Origin of the sequence: Microbacterium sp. BG28 (genome assembly GCF_034044005.1) — a bacterium.
In the GTDB taxonomy this organism is placed as follows: domain Bacteria; phylum Actinomycetota; class Actinomycetes; order Actinomycetales; family Microbacteriaceae; genus Microbacterium.
The window spans coordinates 916,835-932,647 of sequence record NZ_JAXCHA010000003.1; the positions used below are offsets into that span (position 1 = coordinate 916,835).

Annotated in this window: 16 protein-coding genes; 12 read left to right on the top strand and 4 right to left on the bottom strand. The window is 69.8% G+C overall.

Annotation, left to right across the window (positions count from 1 at the left end; all coding sequences use genetic code 11):
- The first annotated feature begins 63 nt into the window (after nucleotides 1-63).
- The 3 genes from SK224_RS15335 to SK224_RS15345 are packed head-to-tail and all read left to right on the top strand — an operon-like array spanning nucleotide 64 to nucleotide 3,560.
- Nucleotides 64-600 carry a sigma-70 family RNA polymerase sigma factor gene (locus tag SK224_RS15335; RefSeq protein WP_320435510.1) on the top strand — a complete coding sequence of 179 codons (537 nt, stop codon included), beginning with the start codon at nucleotides 64-66 and terminating at the stop codon, nucleotides 598-600.
- On the top strand, nucleotides 591-1,742 hold the full coding sequence (locus SK224_RS15340) for a hypothetical protein (RefSeq protein ID WP_320435511.1): 1,152 nt from the start codon (nucleotides 591-593) through the stop codon (nucleotides 1,740-1,742). The genes SK224_RS15335 and SK224_RS15340 overlap by 10 nt, the downstream gene beginning before the upstream one ends.
- A gap of 60 nt (nucleotides 1,743-1,802) precedes the next feature.
- Entirely contained in the window at nucleotides 1,803-3,560 is a 1,758-nt protein-coding gene (locus SK224_RS15345) for a proline--tRNA ligase (protein WP_320435512.1), read from the top strand.
- A gap of 3 nt (nucleotides 3,561-3,563) precedes the next feature.
- On the opposite strand, the gene SK224_RS15350 is transcribed toward SK224_RS15345, so the two are convergent.
- Together SK224_RS15350 and SK224_RS15355 are read right to left on the bottom strand one after the other, a co-directional pair.
- Nucleotides 3,564-4,175 carry an acetate uptake transporter family protein gene (locus SK224_RS15350; RefSeq protein WP_320435513.1) on the bottom strand — a complete coding sequence of 204 codons (612 nt, stop codon included), beginning with the start codon at nucleotides 4,173-4,175 and terminating at the stop codon, nucleotides 3,564-3,566.
- Nucleotides 4,176-4,257: 82 nt separating this feature from the next.
- Complete coding sequence (locus SK224_RS15355) at nucleotides 4,258-5,052, bottom strand: DUF1206 domain-containing protein (RefSeq protein WP_320435514.1); 795 nt, start codon at nucleotides 5,050-5,052, stop codon at nucleotides 4,258-4,260.
- Nucleotides 5,053-5,138: 86 nt separating this feature from the next.
- Here SK224_RS15355 and SK224_RS15360 point away from each other — a divergent pair, with 86 nt between their 5' ends.
- The 5 genes from SK224_RS15360 (at nucleotide 5,139) to rbfA (ending at nucleotide 11,727) form a co-directional block, all read left to right on the top strand.
- Nucleotides 5,139-6,974 carry a lipase family protein gene (locus SK224_RS15360; protein WP_320435515.1) on the top strand — a complete coding sequence of 612 codons (1,836 nt, stop codon included), beginning with the start codon at nucleotides 5,139-5,141 and terminating at the stop codon, nucleotides 6,972-6,974.
- A gap of 72 nt (nucleotides 6,975-7,046) precedes the next feature.
- Nucleotides 7,047-8,033, top strand: coding sequence for a transcription termination factor NusA (gene nusA / locus SK224_RS15365; RefSeq protein ID WP_320435516.1), 987 nt, complete (start codon nucleotides 7,047-7,049; stop codon nucleotides 8,031-8,033).
- A 34-nt stretch (nucleotides 8,034-8,067) separates the two neighbouring features.
- Entirely contained in the window at nucleotides 8,068-8,340 is a 273-nt protein-coding gene (locus tag SK224_RS15370; protein WP_137416507.1) for a YlxR family protein, read from the top strand.
- 59 nt (nucleotides 8,341-8,399) lie between these two features.
- Complete coding sequence (gene infB / locus SK224_RS15375; RefSeq protein WP_320435517.1) at nucleotides 8,400-11,162, top strand: translation initiation factor IF-2; 2,763 nt, start codon at nucleotides 8,400-8,402, stop codon at nucleotides 11,160-11,162.
- Between the two features lie 136 nt (nucleotides 11,163-11,298).
- The gene (gene rbfA / locus SK224_RS15380) at nucleotides 11,299-11,727 is read left to right on the top strand and encodes a 30S ribosome-binding factor RbfA (protein ID WP_243227146.1); all 429 of its coding nucleotides are present in this window, start codon (nucleotides 11,299-11,301) and stop codon (nucleotides 11,725-11,727) included.
- A gap of 4 nt (nucleotides 11,728-11,731) precedes the next feature.
- Here rbfA and SK224_RS15385 read toward each other — a convergent pair whose 3' ends face one another.
- Nucleotides 11,732-12,229, bottom strand: a complete 498-nt coding sequence (locus SK224_RS15385) for a flavodoxin/nitric oxide synthase (RefSeq protein WP_320435518.1) — start codon at nucleotides 12,227-12,229, stop codon at nucleotides 11,732-11,734.
- Nucleotides 12,230-12,314: 85 nt separating this feature from the next.
- Here SK224_RS15385 and SK224_RS15390 point away from each other — a divergent pair, with 85 nt between their 5' ends.
- On the top strand, nucleotides 12,315-12,935 hold the full coding sequence (locus SK224_RS15390; protein ID WP_320435519.1) for a type II CAAX prenyl endopeptidase Rce1 family protein: 621 nt from the start codon (nucleotides 12,315-12,317) through the stop codon (nucleotides 12,933-12,935).
- 14 nt (nucleotides 12,936-12,949) lie between these two features.
- On the opposite strand, the gene SK224_RS15395 is transcribed toward SK224_RS15390, so the two are convergent.
- Nucleotides 12,950-13,816 carry an A/G-specific adenine glycosylase gene (locus SK224_RS15395; RefSeq protein WP_320435520.1) on the bottom strand — a complete coding sequence of 289 codons (867 nt, stop codon included), beginning with the start codon at nucleotides 13,814-13,816 and terminating at the stop codon, nucleotides 12,950-12,952.
- 22 nt (nucleotides 13,817-13,838) lie between these two features.
- Here SK224_RS15395 and SK224_RS15400 point away from each other — a divergent pair, with 22 nt between their 5' ends.
- The 3 genes from SK224_RS15400 to SK224_RS15410 are packed head-to-tail and all read left to right on the top strand — an operon-like array spanning nucleotide 13,839 to nucleotide 15,780.
- Nucleotides 13,839-14,510, top strand: a complete 672-nt coding sequence (locus SK224_RS15400) for a uridine kinase (RefSeq protein WP_320435521.1) — start codon at nucleotides 13,839-13,841, stop codon at nucleotides 14,508-14,510.
- Complete coding sequence (gene truB / locus SK224_RS15405; RefSeq protein WP_320435522.1) at nucleotides 14,510-15,415, top strand: tRNA pseudouridine(55) synthase TruB; 906 nt, start codon at nucleotides 14,510-14,512, stop codon at nucleotides 15,413-15,415. The genes SK224_RS15400 and truB overlap by 1 nt, the downstream gene beginning before the upstream one ends.
- Nucleotides 15,412-15,780, top strand: coding sequence for a hypothetical protein (locus SK224_RS15410; protein ID WP_320435523.1), 369 nt, complete (start codon nucleotides 15,412-15,414; stop codon nucleotides 15,778-15,780). Before truB ends, SK224_RS15410 begins: the two co-directional genes overlap by 4 nt.
- Nucleotides 15,781-15,813 lie beyond the last annotated feature (33 nt).

Sequence of the window (15,813 nt, forward strand, 5' to 3'; positions counted from 1 at the left end):
GTCGGGTTCGGATGAATCTGCGCAGTTCGGGAACCGAACGAGCGATGCCGGACACTTCAGAGTGTGAGAGATGCTGAAGCCGCGTTGTGGCAACGGGTGCGTGCCGGCGATGAGTCGGCGTTGGGGGATGTGTTCGATCTGCATCAGGGGCGGGTGTTCCGGCATGCGTTCCGGTTGTTGGGGGATCACGAGGATGCGAAGGATGCGGTGGCGGTGGCGTTCTTCGAGCTGTGGCGCAAGCGGGCGTCGGTGCGTGTGGTGGATGGCTCCGTGCTGCCGTGGCTGTTGGTGACGGTGGCGAATGCGGCGCGGAATCTGGAGCGTTCGGCCAGGCGGTATCGGGCGTTGCTGGCGAAGACGCCGGCGGAGCGTCATGTCGATGCGCCGGCGGCGTCGGATGAGACCGGGGTGCTCGCCGCTTTGCGGAGGTTGCCGGAGCGGGAGCGGGCAGTTGTCGTGCTGGCGGTGCTGGAGGGCTATTCGGAGCGGGAGGTCGCCGAGACGTTGGGTGTCGCTGCGGGAACCGTGAAGTCGAGGTTGGCGCGGGCGAAAGCGAAGCTCCGCGACGAGATGGCGGAGGTGGAGGCGTCATGGGCGTGAACGATGACCGGCTGTCCGCCGGTGAGCAGAACGAGCTGCGCGCGCTGGTGACGGCGGGCGCGGGACGGATGCGTGCCGCCCGGCGGCGTCGGATGCAGGCGATCACCGGTGGCGCGGCGGTCGTGCTGGTCGCGGCGGTCGTGGGAGCGGTCGCGTTGACCGCGATGGGCAGCCCGGACCGGGTCGCGACCCCGATCGAGACCACCGCGCCGACGCCGACGCCGACGCCGACGCCTACGGAGGCACCTGCCAGCGCGCGCGGGGTCCAGCCCTTCGGCGGAGTCTGCGCGAACGCGATCACGACGGACGAGGTCGGGGAGTTCTTCGGCGTGACGATGAAGCCGATGGCGGGGGCGTGGGCGGACGGCTCTCTCGCCGCTCAAGGGGGTTTGAGCTGCACGTGGAGCAACGACCCCGGATACGGCGAGCAGAAGTTGACCATGTGGGCATACCCGCTGAGTGTTGTGGAGCCGTTCCTCGGGGGTCTCGAGGAGGCCTCCCGTTGCGACGCGGCCTCCAACAGCTGCACGCTCACCGGGGTCCGCGACGGTGTGTGGATGTCGGTCTCTGCCGTCGCGGTGGGACAGAGCGGTCCGGACCCGGCGGGTCTGATGGATACGGCGTTCCAGCGCGCCACGCAGTGGCCGAGCCCGGCACCTGCCGAGCCGGTCGATGAGTGGTGGCCGGCGGTGAGCTGCGATGACGTGACCGCGTCTGTCGACGTGGCGGGCGTCCTGGGGGCGCCGGTGACGGTCGCGGTCGTCTCCCCACCTCAGGGACAATCGCCGTCTCAGATCTATCCCGGGGAGATTCCTTCTCGGCGGGGAGCTGTGGGCGGCTGCACCTTCACGGTGGGTGCCGGCGGGAACGTGTCCGTCAGGACGATCTCCGGTGGTGCGACCAACGCGAGTGACTTCGCGTCTGTCAGCGGGGCATCGCCTCTCGCCGTGCGTGGGAGCTACTCGGCGTGGACGCTGCCCGACGACGATCCGTGGGAGGGCCACAACAAGTACGTCGTCGTGTCCGACGGGGTCAACCTGGTTCGGGTCGGGGCGCCGGTCGACGGCGCGAGCCCGAGCGATGATGCCCTGGGCGAGCTCGGAGTGCGCATCATCGACGCCTTGGAAGAGGCGGTCGGCTGAGCCCGGGGCGCCGTGACCCTCGCGCTCACGGCGGGCCGCCGCATCCGTAGACTGGGAATCGTGGTCACACGTCTGTCAACGTTCTTTCTCCGCACGCTCCGCGAGGACCCCTCCGACGCCGAGGTCGCCAGCCACAAGCTGCTGATCCGCGCCGGCTACATCCGCCCGCAGGCGGCCGGCATCTTCGCGTGGCTCCCGCTGGGGCTGCGTGTGAAGGCGAAGATCGAGACGGTCGTGCGTGAGGAGATGGCGGCGGCCGGTGCGCAGGAGGTGCACTTCCCGGCGCTCATGCCCCGCGGTGCGTATGAGGCCACGGGTCGTTGGGAAGAGTACGGCGACCTGCTGTTCCGCCTCCAGGACCGCAAGGGCGGCGACTACCTGCTCGCCCCGACGCACGAGGAGGCCTTCACTCTGCTCGTGAAGGACCTCTACTCGTCCTACAAGGATCTCCCGCTGACGATCTATCAGATCCAGGACAAGTACCGCGACGAGGCGCGTCCCCGCGCCGGTCTGCTGCGCGGTCGCGAGTTCACGATGAAGGACGCCTACTCCTTCGACGCGACGGATGCGGGGCTCGATGCCTCCTACCAGGCGCAGCGCGACGCCTACGAGCGCATCTTCCAGCGGCTCGGTCTCGAGTACGTCATCGTGCAGGCGGATGCGGGCGCGATGGGCGGATCGCGCTCCGAGGAGTTCCTGCACCCCACGCCCGTCGGTGAAGACACCTTCGTGCGCTCCGCCGGTGGGTACGCGGCCAACGTCGAGGCCTACACGACCGCGGCACCGGAGGCCGGGCCGATCGCGGGTCTGCCGGAGCCCGTCGTCTTCGACTCGCCGAACACCCCGACGATCGCCACGCTCGTGGACCACATGAACGCGGTGCTCGAGGGCGAGTACACCGCCGCCGACACGCTCAAGAACGTCGTGCTGGCGCTCACACACCTCGACGGTTCACGCGAGCTCGTCGTCATCGGTCTCCCCGGCGACCGCGAGGTCGACGACAAGCGCGTCGAGGTCGCCTTCGCACCGGCCGAGGTCGCGCCCGCCGCCGAGGCGGACTTCGCGGCCCACCCGCTGCTGGTCAAGGGCTACATCGGGCCCTGGTCGCCCGAGGGCGCCGTGCTGGGCGAAGAGTCCGCCACCGGCATCAGGTACCTGCTCGACCCGCGTGTCGTCGACGGCACGAGCTGGGTCACCGGCGCCAACATCGACCAGAAGCACGTGCACTCGCTCGTCGCCGGACGTGACTTCTTCGCCGACGGCACCGTCGACGTCGCGAACGTGCGCGAGGGCGATCCTGCCCCCGACGGCTCGGGCCCTGTCACGCTCGCGCGTGGCATGGAGATCGGGCACGTGTTCCAGCTCGGGCGCAAGTACGCGGAGGCGCTGGGGCTCAAGGTGCTCGACGAGAACGGCAAGCTCGTCACCGTCACGATGGGCTCCTACGGCATCGGCGTGACCCGCATCCTGGCGATCATCGCCGAACTGAACAACGACGAGAAGGGCCTCATCTGGCCCGCTTCCGTCGCGCCGTTCGACGTGCACGTCGTGGCTGCGGGTCGGGATGCCGCGGTCTTCGAGCTGGCGGAGCAGATCAGCGCCGAGCTCGAGTCCCGAGGCATGGACGTGCTCTACGACGACCGGCCCAAGGTCTCGCCCGGCGTCAAGTTCGGCGACGCCGAGCTGGTCGGCATCCCGCGCGTCGTCGTCGTCGGCCGTGATGCGGCCGAGGGGCTCGTCGAGGTATGGGACCGCCGTACGGGCTCACGCGAAAAGGTCGCGCTCGAGGCGGCGTACCGGCTCCTGCAGGAGAGCTGAGCCTCAGCTCTCGGACGCGGGTTCGCTCCGCAGCCACGGGCGGCCGAGCGGCAGCAGGCGGCGGTGCATCGTGCGCCACAGGAACTTCTCGACAAGCATGTAGAGCGCCAGCGCGGATGCGGCCAGCAGAAGCACCGATCCGACGGATCCCAGCACAGGCGCGTCGGCGAAGGCTCCGGCGGACTGCAGGCCGAGTCCTCCGGCGACGCAGATCAGAGTCATGGGCAGAACCCTGTTGTGCAGGGCCCCGGGCACGGCGAACAGAAGCGCCAGCACGGCGAAGATCAACGAGAAGAGTCCGCGCGCCTGCGCGGTGACCTCGAAGAAGCCGAGCTCCTCGCCCAGGAGGAAGCCGGGGACGACGATCCAGTACCAGCCGAAGGCGTTGTAGACGATGAAGTGGAAGTCGTCTCCGATGAAGTAGGAGAGCATTCCGGCCGTCACCTGCACAACGCCGCCGAAGGCGGCCCCGATCCAGAACACGGGGTTCTCGTCCTGCAGTCCGAGATGCGCGAGCTGCGCGGTCAGTGTCGCGATCACGAAACCGAGCAGCCCGATGAGTCCCGGATCTGCCGGTTGGAACGGGTAGCCGCGGAAAGCGGGGGAGGACGTCATCTCGCTCCTTGGTCGACGGGTATCGTGCCAGCTTGCCGTTCCCGCACGGACATCGGCAACACCGCGGGCGGACCGGGACGCCTCAGAGACGGGCGTATCGCGCCCGGAACAGGCAGAACAGTCCGTAGGCGATCAGCCCGCCGCCCACCGCGATCGCGATGACCGGGCCCGCGGGCAGTGCGAGAAGGGATCGCACCGCGCCGTCCAGGCCACCCGCTTCCTGCGGATCGACGCGGACCGCGGCCACGCCCAGCAGCACGCCCACTGTCGCGAGCGACACGCCCTTGGCCACATAGCCGACGACGCCCAGCGTCACCACGAGAGTCCCCATCGTCCCGACCGGAACCGATAGCTCCTTCCGGAAACCTCGTCGCACGCCGATCACCCCGAACGCGATGCCCGCGACGAGCACCCCGACGCCCACCGCGCCGAGGATGAACGGCCCGCCCGGGATCGAGAGGACTCCGCTGCTGGTCTGCTTGACGCTCGCGTCTCCATCCGATCGGCCACCGACGGCCACCGAGATCGCGATGGTGCCGAGCGCGGCGAATGCGACGGCCTGACCCGCCTCGGATAGACGTCGAGACCACGAGCTCTTCTCGCCCGCCCCTGCGAACGCGGCCACCGCGTGCCACAGCGCCAGAGCGAGGAGCGCGAGCGCCACCGCCCACAGCGCGACGAGACCCGCGGGCGAGGCCGCCAGTGCTTGGAACGCCCCGGACTGGTCGGCATCGCCGTCCGCACCGAACGCGACGGCGAGCACGATGCCGCCCAGCATCACGTGGACGACGCCGGTCGCCGCGTACCCCGCCTTCGCGAGCGTGCGCAGACGCGGGTTGCGCTCGAGACGCCGGGCGGTCTTCTTCGGGGTGCTCATCGGGGCAGAATACGATCTCGCGCGCGCGGAGCCGAGGGGTTGCGGCGCGTGCGGGTCCGGGGGAGCTGCGCGCCTACAATGTCCCGATGCCCGAACACGTTCCGCTGCGCCGTCGACTGCGGGTCAGCGCTCTGCCGGGTCTGCTGGATGCGTCCCCGGCGCGTGTCGTGCTGCTCATCGGTGTCGTCGTCGTCGTGCTCGGCCTGCTCATCGTCATCCGCCCGCTCGCCTCCCTCGTGCTGCTGGGGCTGTACGTCGGGCTGAGCGTCATCGTCTCCGGCGTGCTCGAGCTGGTCTCGCGCCGCGCGGGGCCCACCTGGTGGACCCGTCTGGTCGCGCTGCTGTGGATCGCGGGCGGGATCTTCATCCTCGTCTGGCTCGGGCGCAGCATCGAGCTGCTGCCTCCGACGCTCGCGGTGCTGCTCGTCGTCGGCGGTCTGGCCTCCGTCGGTGACGCGCTTGCCCGCGGCGTGGTCAGCGTCCGCGTGCTCTCGGCTGTGTGGGGCGGTGCTCAGGTCGCGTTCGGTGTCCTCTCGCTGACCTGGCCCGATGTCACGCTGCTCGTCGTCGCGGTCGTCTTCGGTGTGCGCACCATCGTCTTCGGCATCGGGCTCATCGCCCGCGGCATCCGGACGCGGAAAGGACGCGTGCAGGAGGACGACCGGGTCCGGGCAACTCCCTCGCGTCGACGCCGGGTCCTTCGTGCGGCGGGCCGCTACGCGTTGTCGTTCGTGCTCGTTCTCAGCACGGTGGGTGGCTTCGGTCTGAACGACTGGCTCCGCGAGGGCGCGCCCGTCGTCGACGCCTTCTACGACCCTCCCGCGCACGTTCCCGAGGGGCACGGGCAGCTGATCCGCGTGGGCGAATACGGCGGGCGTGAGCCCGATCGCGGCGCGGTGCAGCGCATCCTGTACACGACGCGCTCGTCCACCGGCGCGCCCGCTGTCGGCAGCGGGATGGTGATCGTCCCCGACGACCCGCCGCCCGGTCCCAGGCCGGTGCTGCTGTGGAACCACGGCACGACGGGCGTGGCGCGCGGCTGCGCACCGAGTCTCGCCGACGGCACGGCGACGAAGTGGGCGATCCCCGCCCTCGAGCGCATGCTGGCCCGCGGCTGGGTCATCGTCGCCCCCGACTACAGCGGCCAGGGCGCGCCCGGGGACTTTCCGTACCTGATCGGCACGGGCGAGGCGCGCTCGGCGCTGGATGCGGTGCTGGCGGCGGGCGAGATCGAGGATCTCGTGCTCTCGCCTGAGACCGTCGTGTGGGGACACTCGCAAGGTGGTCACGCGGCGCTGTGGGCGACCATGCTCGCACCGGAATACACGCCGGGCATCGATGTCCTCGGAACGGCCGCCTTCGCTCCTGCCGCCGACCCCGTCGCTCTGGCGCGCGAGCTGACCGGGGGCGACGCGGGCGCGATGCTGACGGTGCTCGTCTCCTGGGTGATCGTGCCGTACGCCGACACGTACTCGGATGTGCGGCTGGAGGACTACGTGACGACGGGCGCGCGCTCCATCATCCGAGAGATGACGCAGCGCTGCCTGAGTGAGCCGGGCGTCATGGTCTCGGCGCTGACGGCACTGGGGCTCAGCGAAGACACCCCATTCGACACCGCCGAACTCACGCGCGGCGCGCTCGGCCGACGCCTGGCGGAGAACGTTCCGACGGGGCCTTGGGGCACGCCGCTGTTCATCGCGTGGGGGACCAACGACGAGGTCCTGCCCACGAAGACGCAACGCGACCTGGTGGCGAGGCTGTGCGATGCGGGGGAGCGGGTGCGGGCCGTGCCGGTGGCGGGGCGCGGGCATCAGGACATCCTGCAGCCGCGTTCCGGAATGCTCACCTCACTGGTGCGCTGGACGAACTCGCTGCGCGCCGACGTGGTGCCTGAGAGCGTCTTCGACGACTGCGGCGGATGAGGCCGGATCGGGTAACGTAGGGGGGATGCGGCGGCGTCGCCCGCCGCGAAGAGCTGAATATAGGAGGTCACCGTGGATATCGATCTCGGACTGCTGCGTACCGTCGAGCGCGAGAGGGAGATCCCCTTCGACGAACTCGTCGCCATCATCGAGCAGGCGATCCTGACCGCCTACGCGAAGCACACCTCGCCGACGGGCGAGCTGCCCGAGGGTGCACGCTCTCACCTCGACCGCAAGACCGGCCACGTCGGAGTGTTCATCCCCGTGCGCGACGAAGAGGGCGTCATCGTCGGCGAAGAGGAGAGCACGCCGGAGGACTTCGGCCGCATCGCCGCTTTCGCCGCCAAGCAGGTCATCAACCAGCGGCTGCGCGACATCGCTGACGACGCCGTGCTGGGAGAGTTCCGCGGCAAGGAGGGCGACATCGTCGCCGGCGTCATTCAGCAGGGTCCGAACCCTCGGATGGTCCACGTCGACCTCGGCGCCGTCGAGGCGATCCTGCCGCCTGAGGAGCAGGTGCCCGGCGAGGAGTACCGTCACGGTTCCCGCATCCGCGTCTACGTGACCTCCGTCGCCAAGGGCACGAAGGGGCCGGCGATCACGGTTTCGCGGACGCACCCCGGTCTCGTCCGCAAACTCTTCGCACTCGAGGTGCCCGAGATCGCTGCCGGCGTGGTCGAGATCGTCGCGCTCGCGCGCGAGGCGGGCCACCGCACCAAGATGGCCGTGCGCACCGACGATCCGTCGATCAACGCGAAAGGCGCCTGCATCGGCGAGCTTGGTCGTCGCGTGCGCGCCGTCACAGAGGAGCTGAACGGCGAGAAGATCGACATCGTCGACTACCACGCTGATCTCGCGACCTTCGTGGCCAACGCTCTCTCGCCCGCCAAAGTGACGTCTGCGTTCGTCCTCGATCAGAGCACGAAGGCCGTCCGCGCGCTCGTTCCGGACTATCAGCTCTCGCTGGCGATCGGCAAAGAGGGGCAGAACGCCCGGCTCGCCGCGAAGCTCACCGGCGCGAAGATCGATATCCAGCCCGACAGCATCCTGGAGAGCTGACGCGTCCCTGACCCCCTCGGTCGACAGGTGTAAGATGGAACCCGTACGAACGTGCGTCGGATGTCGCACGCGTGCTCCCCGGAAAGACCTCCTGCGGGTGGTCTGCGTGGATTCCGCGCTCGTCATCGACGAGCGCGGGGCACTGCCGGGCAGAGGCGCGTGGGTCCACGAGACGCCCGAATGCATGGATGCCGCCCTGAGGCGCCGTGCGTTCGTGCGGGCATTGCGTGTGTCAGGCCCGCTTGACACGCAGACCATCGAGAAACGGCTGAACGGCTATGGACACAAAGTGAACGGCTCGAAATGAGACCCGTCCGCGACTAACGGTCTGCCCTGTCCTGGGTAGGCCCCCAAGACAGGAGAATTGTGGCAAAACCACGCGTGCACGAGATCGCTTCCGAGCTCGGCGTCGACAGCAAGGTCGCGCTTGCGAAGCTGAAGGAGCTCGGCGAGTTCGTCAAGAGCCCCTCATCCACCATCGAGCCCCCGGTGGCTCGTAAGCTCCGTGCTGCCCTCGAGGCAGACGGGGTCGCGGCGCCCGCCGCCGCACCCAAGCCCACGAGCGGTGCCCGTCCGGGCCCGGCTCGTCCCGCGGCACCGCGCCCGCAGGCTCCGGCCCCCGCGGCTCCGGCTGCTCCGGCCGCCGAGACGCCTGCTCCGGCACCGGCGGAGTCCGCGCCGTCCGCCGCACCCGCTGCTGCCGCGGCTCCGGCCGCACCCGCCTCGGGTGCCACGCCCGCCGCAGCGACCCCGGGCGCCCCCAAGCCCGGTGCTGCTCCCAAGCCCGGCGGCGCAACCCCGCCGCGTCCTGGCGGCGCGCCGCGCCCCGGTAACAACCCGTTCGCGAGCGCGCAGGGCATGGGTCAGCGCCCCGCGGGCCCCCGTCCCGGAAACAACCCGTTCGCGAGCGCGCAGGGCATGGGCCAGCGCCCCTCGCCCGGCAACATCCCGCGTCCGCAGGCACCTCGTCCCGGTGCTCCTCGTCCCGGCGCTCCGCGCCCGGGCGGTGCCGGTCGTCCTGGCGGCGGCGGTCGTCCCGGCGCACCGTTCCAGCAGCGCCCCGGCGGTCCCGGTCGTCCCGGCGGCGCCGGTGGCTTCCAGCGTCCCGGTGCTCCCGCGGGCGGCGGCTTCGCCGGTCGTCCCGGTGGCGGCGGTGGTCGCGGTCGCGGTCCCGGCGGTGGCACCGCAGGTGCCTTCGGCAAGGGCGGCGGCAAGTCGCGTCAGCGCAAGTCGCGTCGGGCGAAGCGGCAAGAATTCGAGATGCGGTCGGCGCCGGTCGTCGGCGGCGTCAACGTCCAGAAGGGCAACGGCGAGATCATCCGCCTGCGTCGCGGTGCCTCCATCGCCGACTTCGCGGACAAGCTCGAGGCGCTGCGCGGGTACACCGTGCAGCCCGGCACGCTCGTGACCATCCTGTTCAACCTGGGTGAGATGGCGACGGCGACCGAGTCGCTCGACGAGGCCACCTTCGAGGTGCTCGGTGAGGAGCTCGGCTACAAGATCCAGATGGTCTCGCCCGAGGACGAGGACAAGGAGCTCCTCGAGGGCTTCGGTCTCGACCTCGAGGCCGAGTTGGAGGCGGAGAGCGAGGACGACCTCGAGATCCGTCCTCCGGTGGTGACCGTCATGGGTCACGTCGATCACGGTAAGACCCGACTGCTCGACGCGATCCGCCAGACGAACGTCGTGGCGGGCGAGGCCGGTGGCATCACCCAGCACATCGGTGCGTACCAGGTGTGGACCGAGCACGAGGGCATCGAGCGCGCGATCACCTTCATCGACACCCCGGGTCACGAGGCGTTCACCGCCATGCGTGCCCGCGGTGCGCAGGTGACCGACATCGCGATCCTCGTGGTCGCCGCCGACGACGGCATCATGCCGCAGACGGTGGAGGCCCTCAACCACGCGCAGGCCGCTCAGGTGCCGATCGTCGTGGCCGTCAACAAGGTCGACAAGCCCGACGCCAACCCGGCCAAGGTGCGTCAGCAGCTCACCGAGTACGGGCTGGTCGCCGAGGAGTACGGCGGCGACGTCATGTTCGTCGACGTCTCGGCTCGCCAGGGGACCAACATCCAGGAGCTGCTGGACGCCGTCCTGCTGACCGCGGATGCCGGCCTCGACCTCACGGCGAACCCGAACAAGGCTGCGCGCGGTGTCGCGATCGAAGCGAAGCTCGACAAGGGCCGCGGATCGGTGGCGACCGTGCTCATCCAGTCCGGAACGCTGCGCATCGGTGACGCGATCGTCGCGGGAACGGCCTACGGCCGCGTGCGCGCCATGATCGACGAGAACGGCGACCCGGTGGAGGAAGCCTGGCCTTCTCGCCCGGTGCAGGTGCAGGGTCTGAACTCCGTGCCGCGCGCCGGCGACGTCTTCATCGTCACCGAAGAAGACCGCCTGGCCCGTCAGATCGCCGAGAAGCGCGAGGCCGCCGAGCGCAACGCCCAGCTGGCCAAGGCCCGCAAGCGCATCTCGCTCGAGGACTTCACCCGTGCGCTCGAAGAGGGCAAGGTCGAGTCGCTCAACCTCATCATCAAGGGCGACGTGTCCGGTGCCGTCGAGGCGCTGGAGGAGTCGCTGCTCAAGATCGAGGTCGACGACTCCGTGCAGCTGCGCATCATCCACCGCGGTGTGGGTGCCATCACCGAGTCGGACATCAACCTGGCGACGATCGACAACGCGATCGTCATCGGCTTCAACGTCCGTCCCGACACGAAGGCCCGCGAGCGCGCCGCGCGCGAGGGCGTCGACGTCCGCTTCTACTCCGTCATCTACAACGCGATCGATGACGTCGAACAGTCCCTCAAGGGTCTGCTCAAGCCGGAGTACGAAGAGGTTCAGTCGGGTGTCGCCGAGATCCGGGAGGTGTTCCGCTCCTCGAAGTTCGGCAACATCGCCGGTGTCATCGTGCGATCGGGAACCATCACCCGCAACGCGAAGGCCCGCGTCATCCGCGACGGCGTCGTCATCGCCGACGGTCTGGCGATCGAGTCGCTGCGCCGCTTCAAGGACGACGTCACCGAGGTGCGTACGGACTACGAAGCCGGTATCGGCCTCGGCAAGTACAACGACATCCAGATCGGTGACGAGATCGAGACGACCGAGATGGTGGAGAAGCCACGCGGCTGATCCTCTGGTTGCTACGGACTCGGATGTCCGTCCTCGGCAAGAACGGGGCCTGTACCCCGATTGCCTCGGACGGACATCCGAGTCCTCCGCAGTTTCCGAGTCCACGTCGGTGGGTTGAGAGAGGGAGAAGAAGGACATGGCCAGTGAACGGCAGGCGAGGCTCGCCGACCGCATCCGCGTGCTCATCGCCGAGCGGCTCGAGAAAGGGCTGCGCGACCCGCGCCTCGGCTTCGTGACGATCACGGACGTGCGCGTGACGGGAGACCTGCAGCACGCGTCCGTGTTCTACACGGTGCTGGGTAGCGAGCAGGAGCGTCTGGACTCCGCTGCGGCTCTGACCGCCGCGACGGGCATGCTGCGCAGCGAGGTGGGGCGCAAGCTCGGTGTGCGGTTGACCCCAACGCTGGAGTTCATCCCCGACGGTGTTCCCGAGAACGCCGGTCACATCGAAGACCTGCTGCGCGAGGCGCGCGAGCGTGACAGCGCTGTGGCGGGTCTTGCGGCATCGGCTCAGTACGCCGGTGACGCCGACCCCTACGTCTCCCGTGAGGACGACGAGGACTGATCCCTCACCGGGGCGCGGTCAACGAGCGTCCCCACGCGAAGGCCCGTTCGAGCTCTCCCTGCTCGAGCGGGCCTTCGCGCGATGTCACCACGAAGTGGGTGGTTGCGGAGACGACGAGCGCCCGGCGCCTGGCCGCGCGCGCAATGGACTTCGCTGCCGAGCCGACGAGGAACGATCGCCCTTGCCGGGTGTCGAAGGCCGCGGCGAAGGGCGGTGGTGTCTTCACCGTGAGCCCCGCGAGCCATTCTCGGATTCCTGGCGTGTGCGGGACACCCGCGCCTTCGGAGCGCGCCTCAGCGCGACTCGACGAGGTCGGCAGGGAGAACGCGTGAGTCGGGGCGCCGATGACGAGCAGCGTGAGCGAGGGGGCGAGTGACGACGGCGCATCCGCGACCGCGCACAGCGTGAGCGCGTCGGAGTCTTCCCGTGCGCCGCGGGCGACCTCCTCCGCAACTCTGCGGGTGTTGCCCCAGAGCGATTCGTAGACGATCAGCGTCTCCACGCCCGCACCGTACATCTTGCGAGACGCGAAGCGCCCGCCCGCGAGCCGGGATTAACCGACCCAGCCGAGCCGCTACCGTGGCGGCATGACCTCCGCCACACGATCAGGGCCGCGTGCGAAGCCGTCCGCCGGAGATGTTCGGATCGCAGCCGTGGCCGTTCCCGTGTGGTTCGGGTTCTTCGCTCTGACGCCGGGGCTGTTCGCGAACGGTCCCGGCGCCCTCCTGTCGGACGACATCGATCTCCGACTGATTGCGGAGACGGTACTCGTCGTGGTGCTGACCGTCGCTCTCACGCTCGTCTTTCGCCGGGAGAGTCGAAACCTGTTCGCCCGGGGCCGCATGATGTGGTGTTTCGCGCTGCCAGCGGCGGCGCTCGTGGCGCTGCCCTTCCATTACGCGCTCCCGCGCCCGCTTCTGCTCTACGTCGTGTGGATGGCGGCATCCGTGCTCTGGCAGGACTACCTGACATTCGGCCTTCTGCAGACGTTTCTGCGCCGGATCCTGCCGGGCTGGGGGAGCGTGCTCGGGGTGGGCGTGCTCTTCATGTGCGTCCACCTGGTCTACTTGCCCGAACGCTTCTTCTCACCGCTGCCGGCGCTGGCGATGCTGATACTCGGAGCGGTGCTCGCGCTGCTTCGGTCGTGGACGGGAACCCTTCACGTGGTGCTGGCATTGCACCTGAGCTTCTACTACCTCTTCGCGTGACCGCCCGCGAGAGGTCAGCGTGGGAGGCGGAGCTCGCCATCGACGGCCTCCGCGAGCCCGTCCGCGACCAAGGAATCGATGGCGCGATCGCGCTGCAGCGGGTCGGGCCAGCCCGCGACCACCTCCTCGATGGCGACCGCATGGTCAGATGCCTCGCGCAGCTGCTTGAGGACCGCCCCGCGCGCCTGTCGGTCGCTGCCCTCGTAGCGCGCCTGCCGACGGCGGGTGTCGCCCGTGTCGGGGTAGCCCGCTGCGCGCCATGCGCACATCGCGCGCAGCGGACATTCGGCGCACCGCGGATTGCGCGCCGTGCACACGAGTGCGCCGAGTTCCATGGCAGCGGCGTTCACCACGGCCGCCGTGGCCGCATCCCGGGGCAGGAGCGCGTCCATCGCCGCGAGGTCGCGCCGGGAAGGAGGTCCCGGCTGCGCCCGACCGTCGATCGCGCGAGCGATGACACGTCGCGTATTGGTGTCGACGACAGGGTGGTGGTCCCCGTACGCGAAGACGGCGACCGCACGAGCCGTGTAGTCGCCGATCCCCGTGAGAGCGAGGAGCTGATCGACCTCCCGTGGCACCACGCCGTCGTGTCGATCGCGGATCTCGACAGCCGCGCGGTGCAGCCAGAGCGCGCGCCGGGGGTAGCCCAGATTCGCCCACTGGCGAACGGCGTCGGCCGGCGCCGCCTCCGAGAGCGCCGTAGGAGTCGGCCACAGGGCGAGCCAGGCCTCCAGGTGGGGGATCACGCGGTTCACAGGGGTCTGCTGGAGCATGAACTCGCTCACGAGGACACCCCAGGCGCCGTATCCGGGCGCGCGCCAGGGAAGATCGCGCGCGTTGTCGCGGTACCAGGCAACGAGCGCGGGGGCGGGATCCGGCATCCCTCCAGCCTAGGCTGGAGACATGCGCCCACCGATCTCACAAGAACAGGAAACGCTGCTCGGTGAGCTGCGTGCGGAGCTGCGTCAGCACCACCGTCGGGGTCGGCTGCTGGTCGCGGTGGACGGGCGGGACGGCGCGGGCAAGAGCCTTTTCGCCGATGGGCTCGCGGATGCCTTGCGCGAAGACGGCTCGACGGTGTTCCGCGCATCCGCGGACGACTTCCACCGCCCGCGCGCCGCGCGCTACGCGCGGGGCCGTACGTCCGCGGAGGGCCACTACCTCGACTCCTACGACACTGACGCGCTGCTCGACCGGCTGCTGCGTCCGTTCCGCGCGGGCGCACCCTTCGTGAGGGCGACGCACGACCTCGACGAGGATCGTGCCGTAGACCCCGAGGCCGAGACAGCGCCCGCCGATGCGGTCCTCGTCGTCGACGGCCTCTTCCTCCTGCGTCCGGAGCTCCGCGACGTTTGGAACTGGTCGGTGTGGCTCGATGTGCCACTCGATGTGGCGTTCGGGCGCATGGCGCGACGCGACGGGAGCGACCCCGACCCACTTGTCGCCTCGAATGCGCGCTATCGCGCAGGCTTCGACCTGTATCTCCAGGACGGCGACCCGCGTGGCCGCGCGAGCGTGATCCTCGACAACACCGACCCGCGGCAGCCGGTCCGCGTCTTCCGGGACTTCTGCTGATGGCCGGTGAGTCCGCGCCCACCGGCGTGCTCCTGGTCGACAAGCCCGGAGGGCTGACGAGTCACGACGTGGTCTCGCGCACCCGTCGTGCGCTGAACACGCGCAAGGTGGGCCACGCGGGCACCCTCGATCCGATGGCGACCGGGCTCCTTGTGCTGGGTGTCGGTGCTGCGACACGACTGCTCACCTACGTCGTCGGGCTGGACAAGACCTACGAGACCACCATCCTGCTCGGAGCGAGCACGGACACCGATGACGCCGACGGCACGGTCGTGAGTCGTGCTGATGCGTCGACGCTCGCCGCGGTCACGGACGAGGAGATCCGTGCGCGCATCGCGGATCTCACGGGGGACATCGAGCAGGTTCCGAGCACGGTGTCGGCCATCAAAGTCGCGGGAAAGCGCGCCTACGACCTCGCCCGGGCGGGCGAGGAGGTGGTGCTGGCCTCGCGCGCCGTGACCGTGTCGCGTTTCGAGGTGCTCGCCATCCGTCGCACTGAGGCGGCGATCGAGCTGGATGCGGTGGTCGACTGCTCCAGCGGCACGTACATCCGCGCGTTGGCGCGTGATCTGGGAATCGCGCTTGCCGTCGGTGGACACCTGACGGCGCTGCGGCGGACCCGCATCGGCTCGTTCGATGTTGCGCGCGCGCTCGACCTCGACCGCATCGATCCCGACGCCCTGCTGCGACCCGCGGCCGCTGCGGCCCTCGCGCTGCCCACGCTCGCCGTCAGCGGTGAGGAGGCGCGCGATCTGCGCCACGGCAAGCGACTCACCGGAGCCGCCCCGAGAGTCGCCGCCACCCCGGCGGCGGCGATCGGTCCGGACGGCGCCTTGATCGGTGTGTTGGAGCGTCGAGGCGCCGATCTCAAGAGCGCGATGAACATGCCGGAGGAGCCCGTATGATCCTCTGGTTCGCGCTGATGCAGGTCGCCGTCGCAGGCGTCGCTGCGCTCGTGTGCGTCATCCTCGGACTCGCCGGTCGGCGCCCGAGCGATGTCAGCGTCGGAGCGCTCGCTCTCGTGGAGCTCTTGCTGATCGCGCAGGTCGTCGTGGCGATCGTCGCACCGTTCGCGGGCAACCCCATCTCCGGCAGCGCTCTCGAGTTCTGGGTGTACCTCGTCTCCGCGGCGCTGCTTCCCCCGGCGGGTGTCTTCTGGGCGCTGCTCGAGCGCAGCCGCTGGAGCACGGTTGTGATGGGCGTGGCGGCGGGGTCCGTGGCGGTCATGGTCTGGCGGATGCAGGTGATCTGGAGCGGGATCGGCGCCTGAGGCGGGCGCCCCGTGCCTCGATCTAGGATTGTC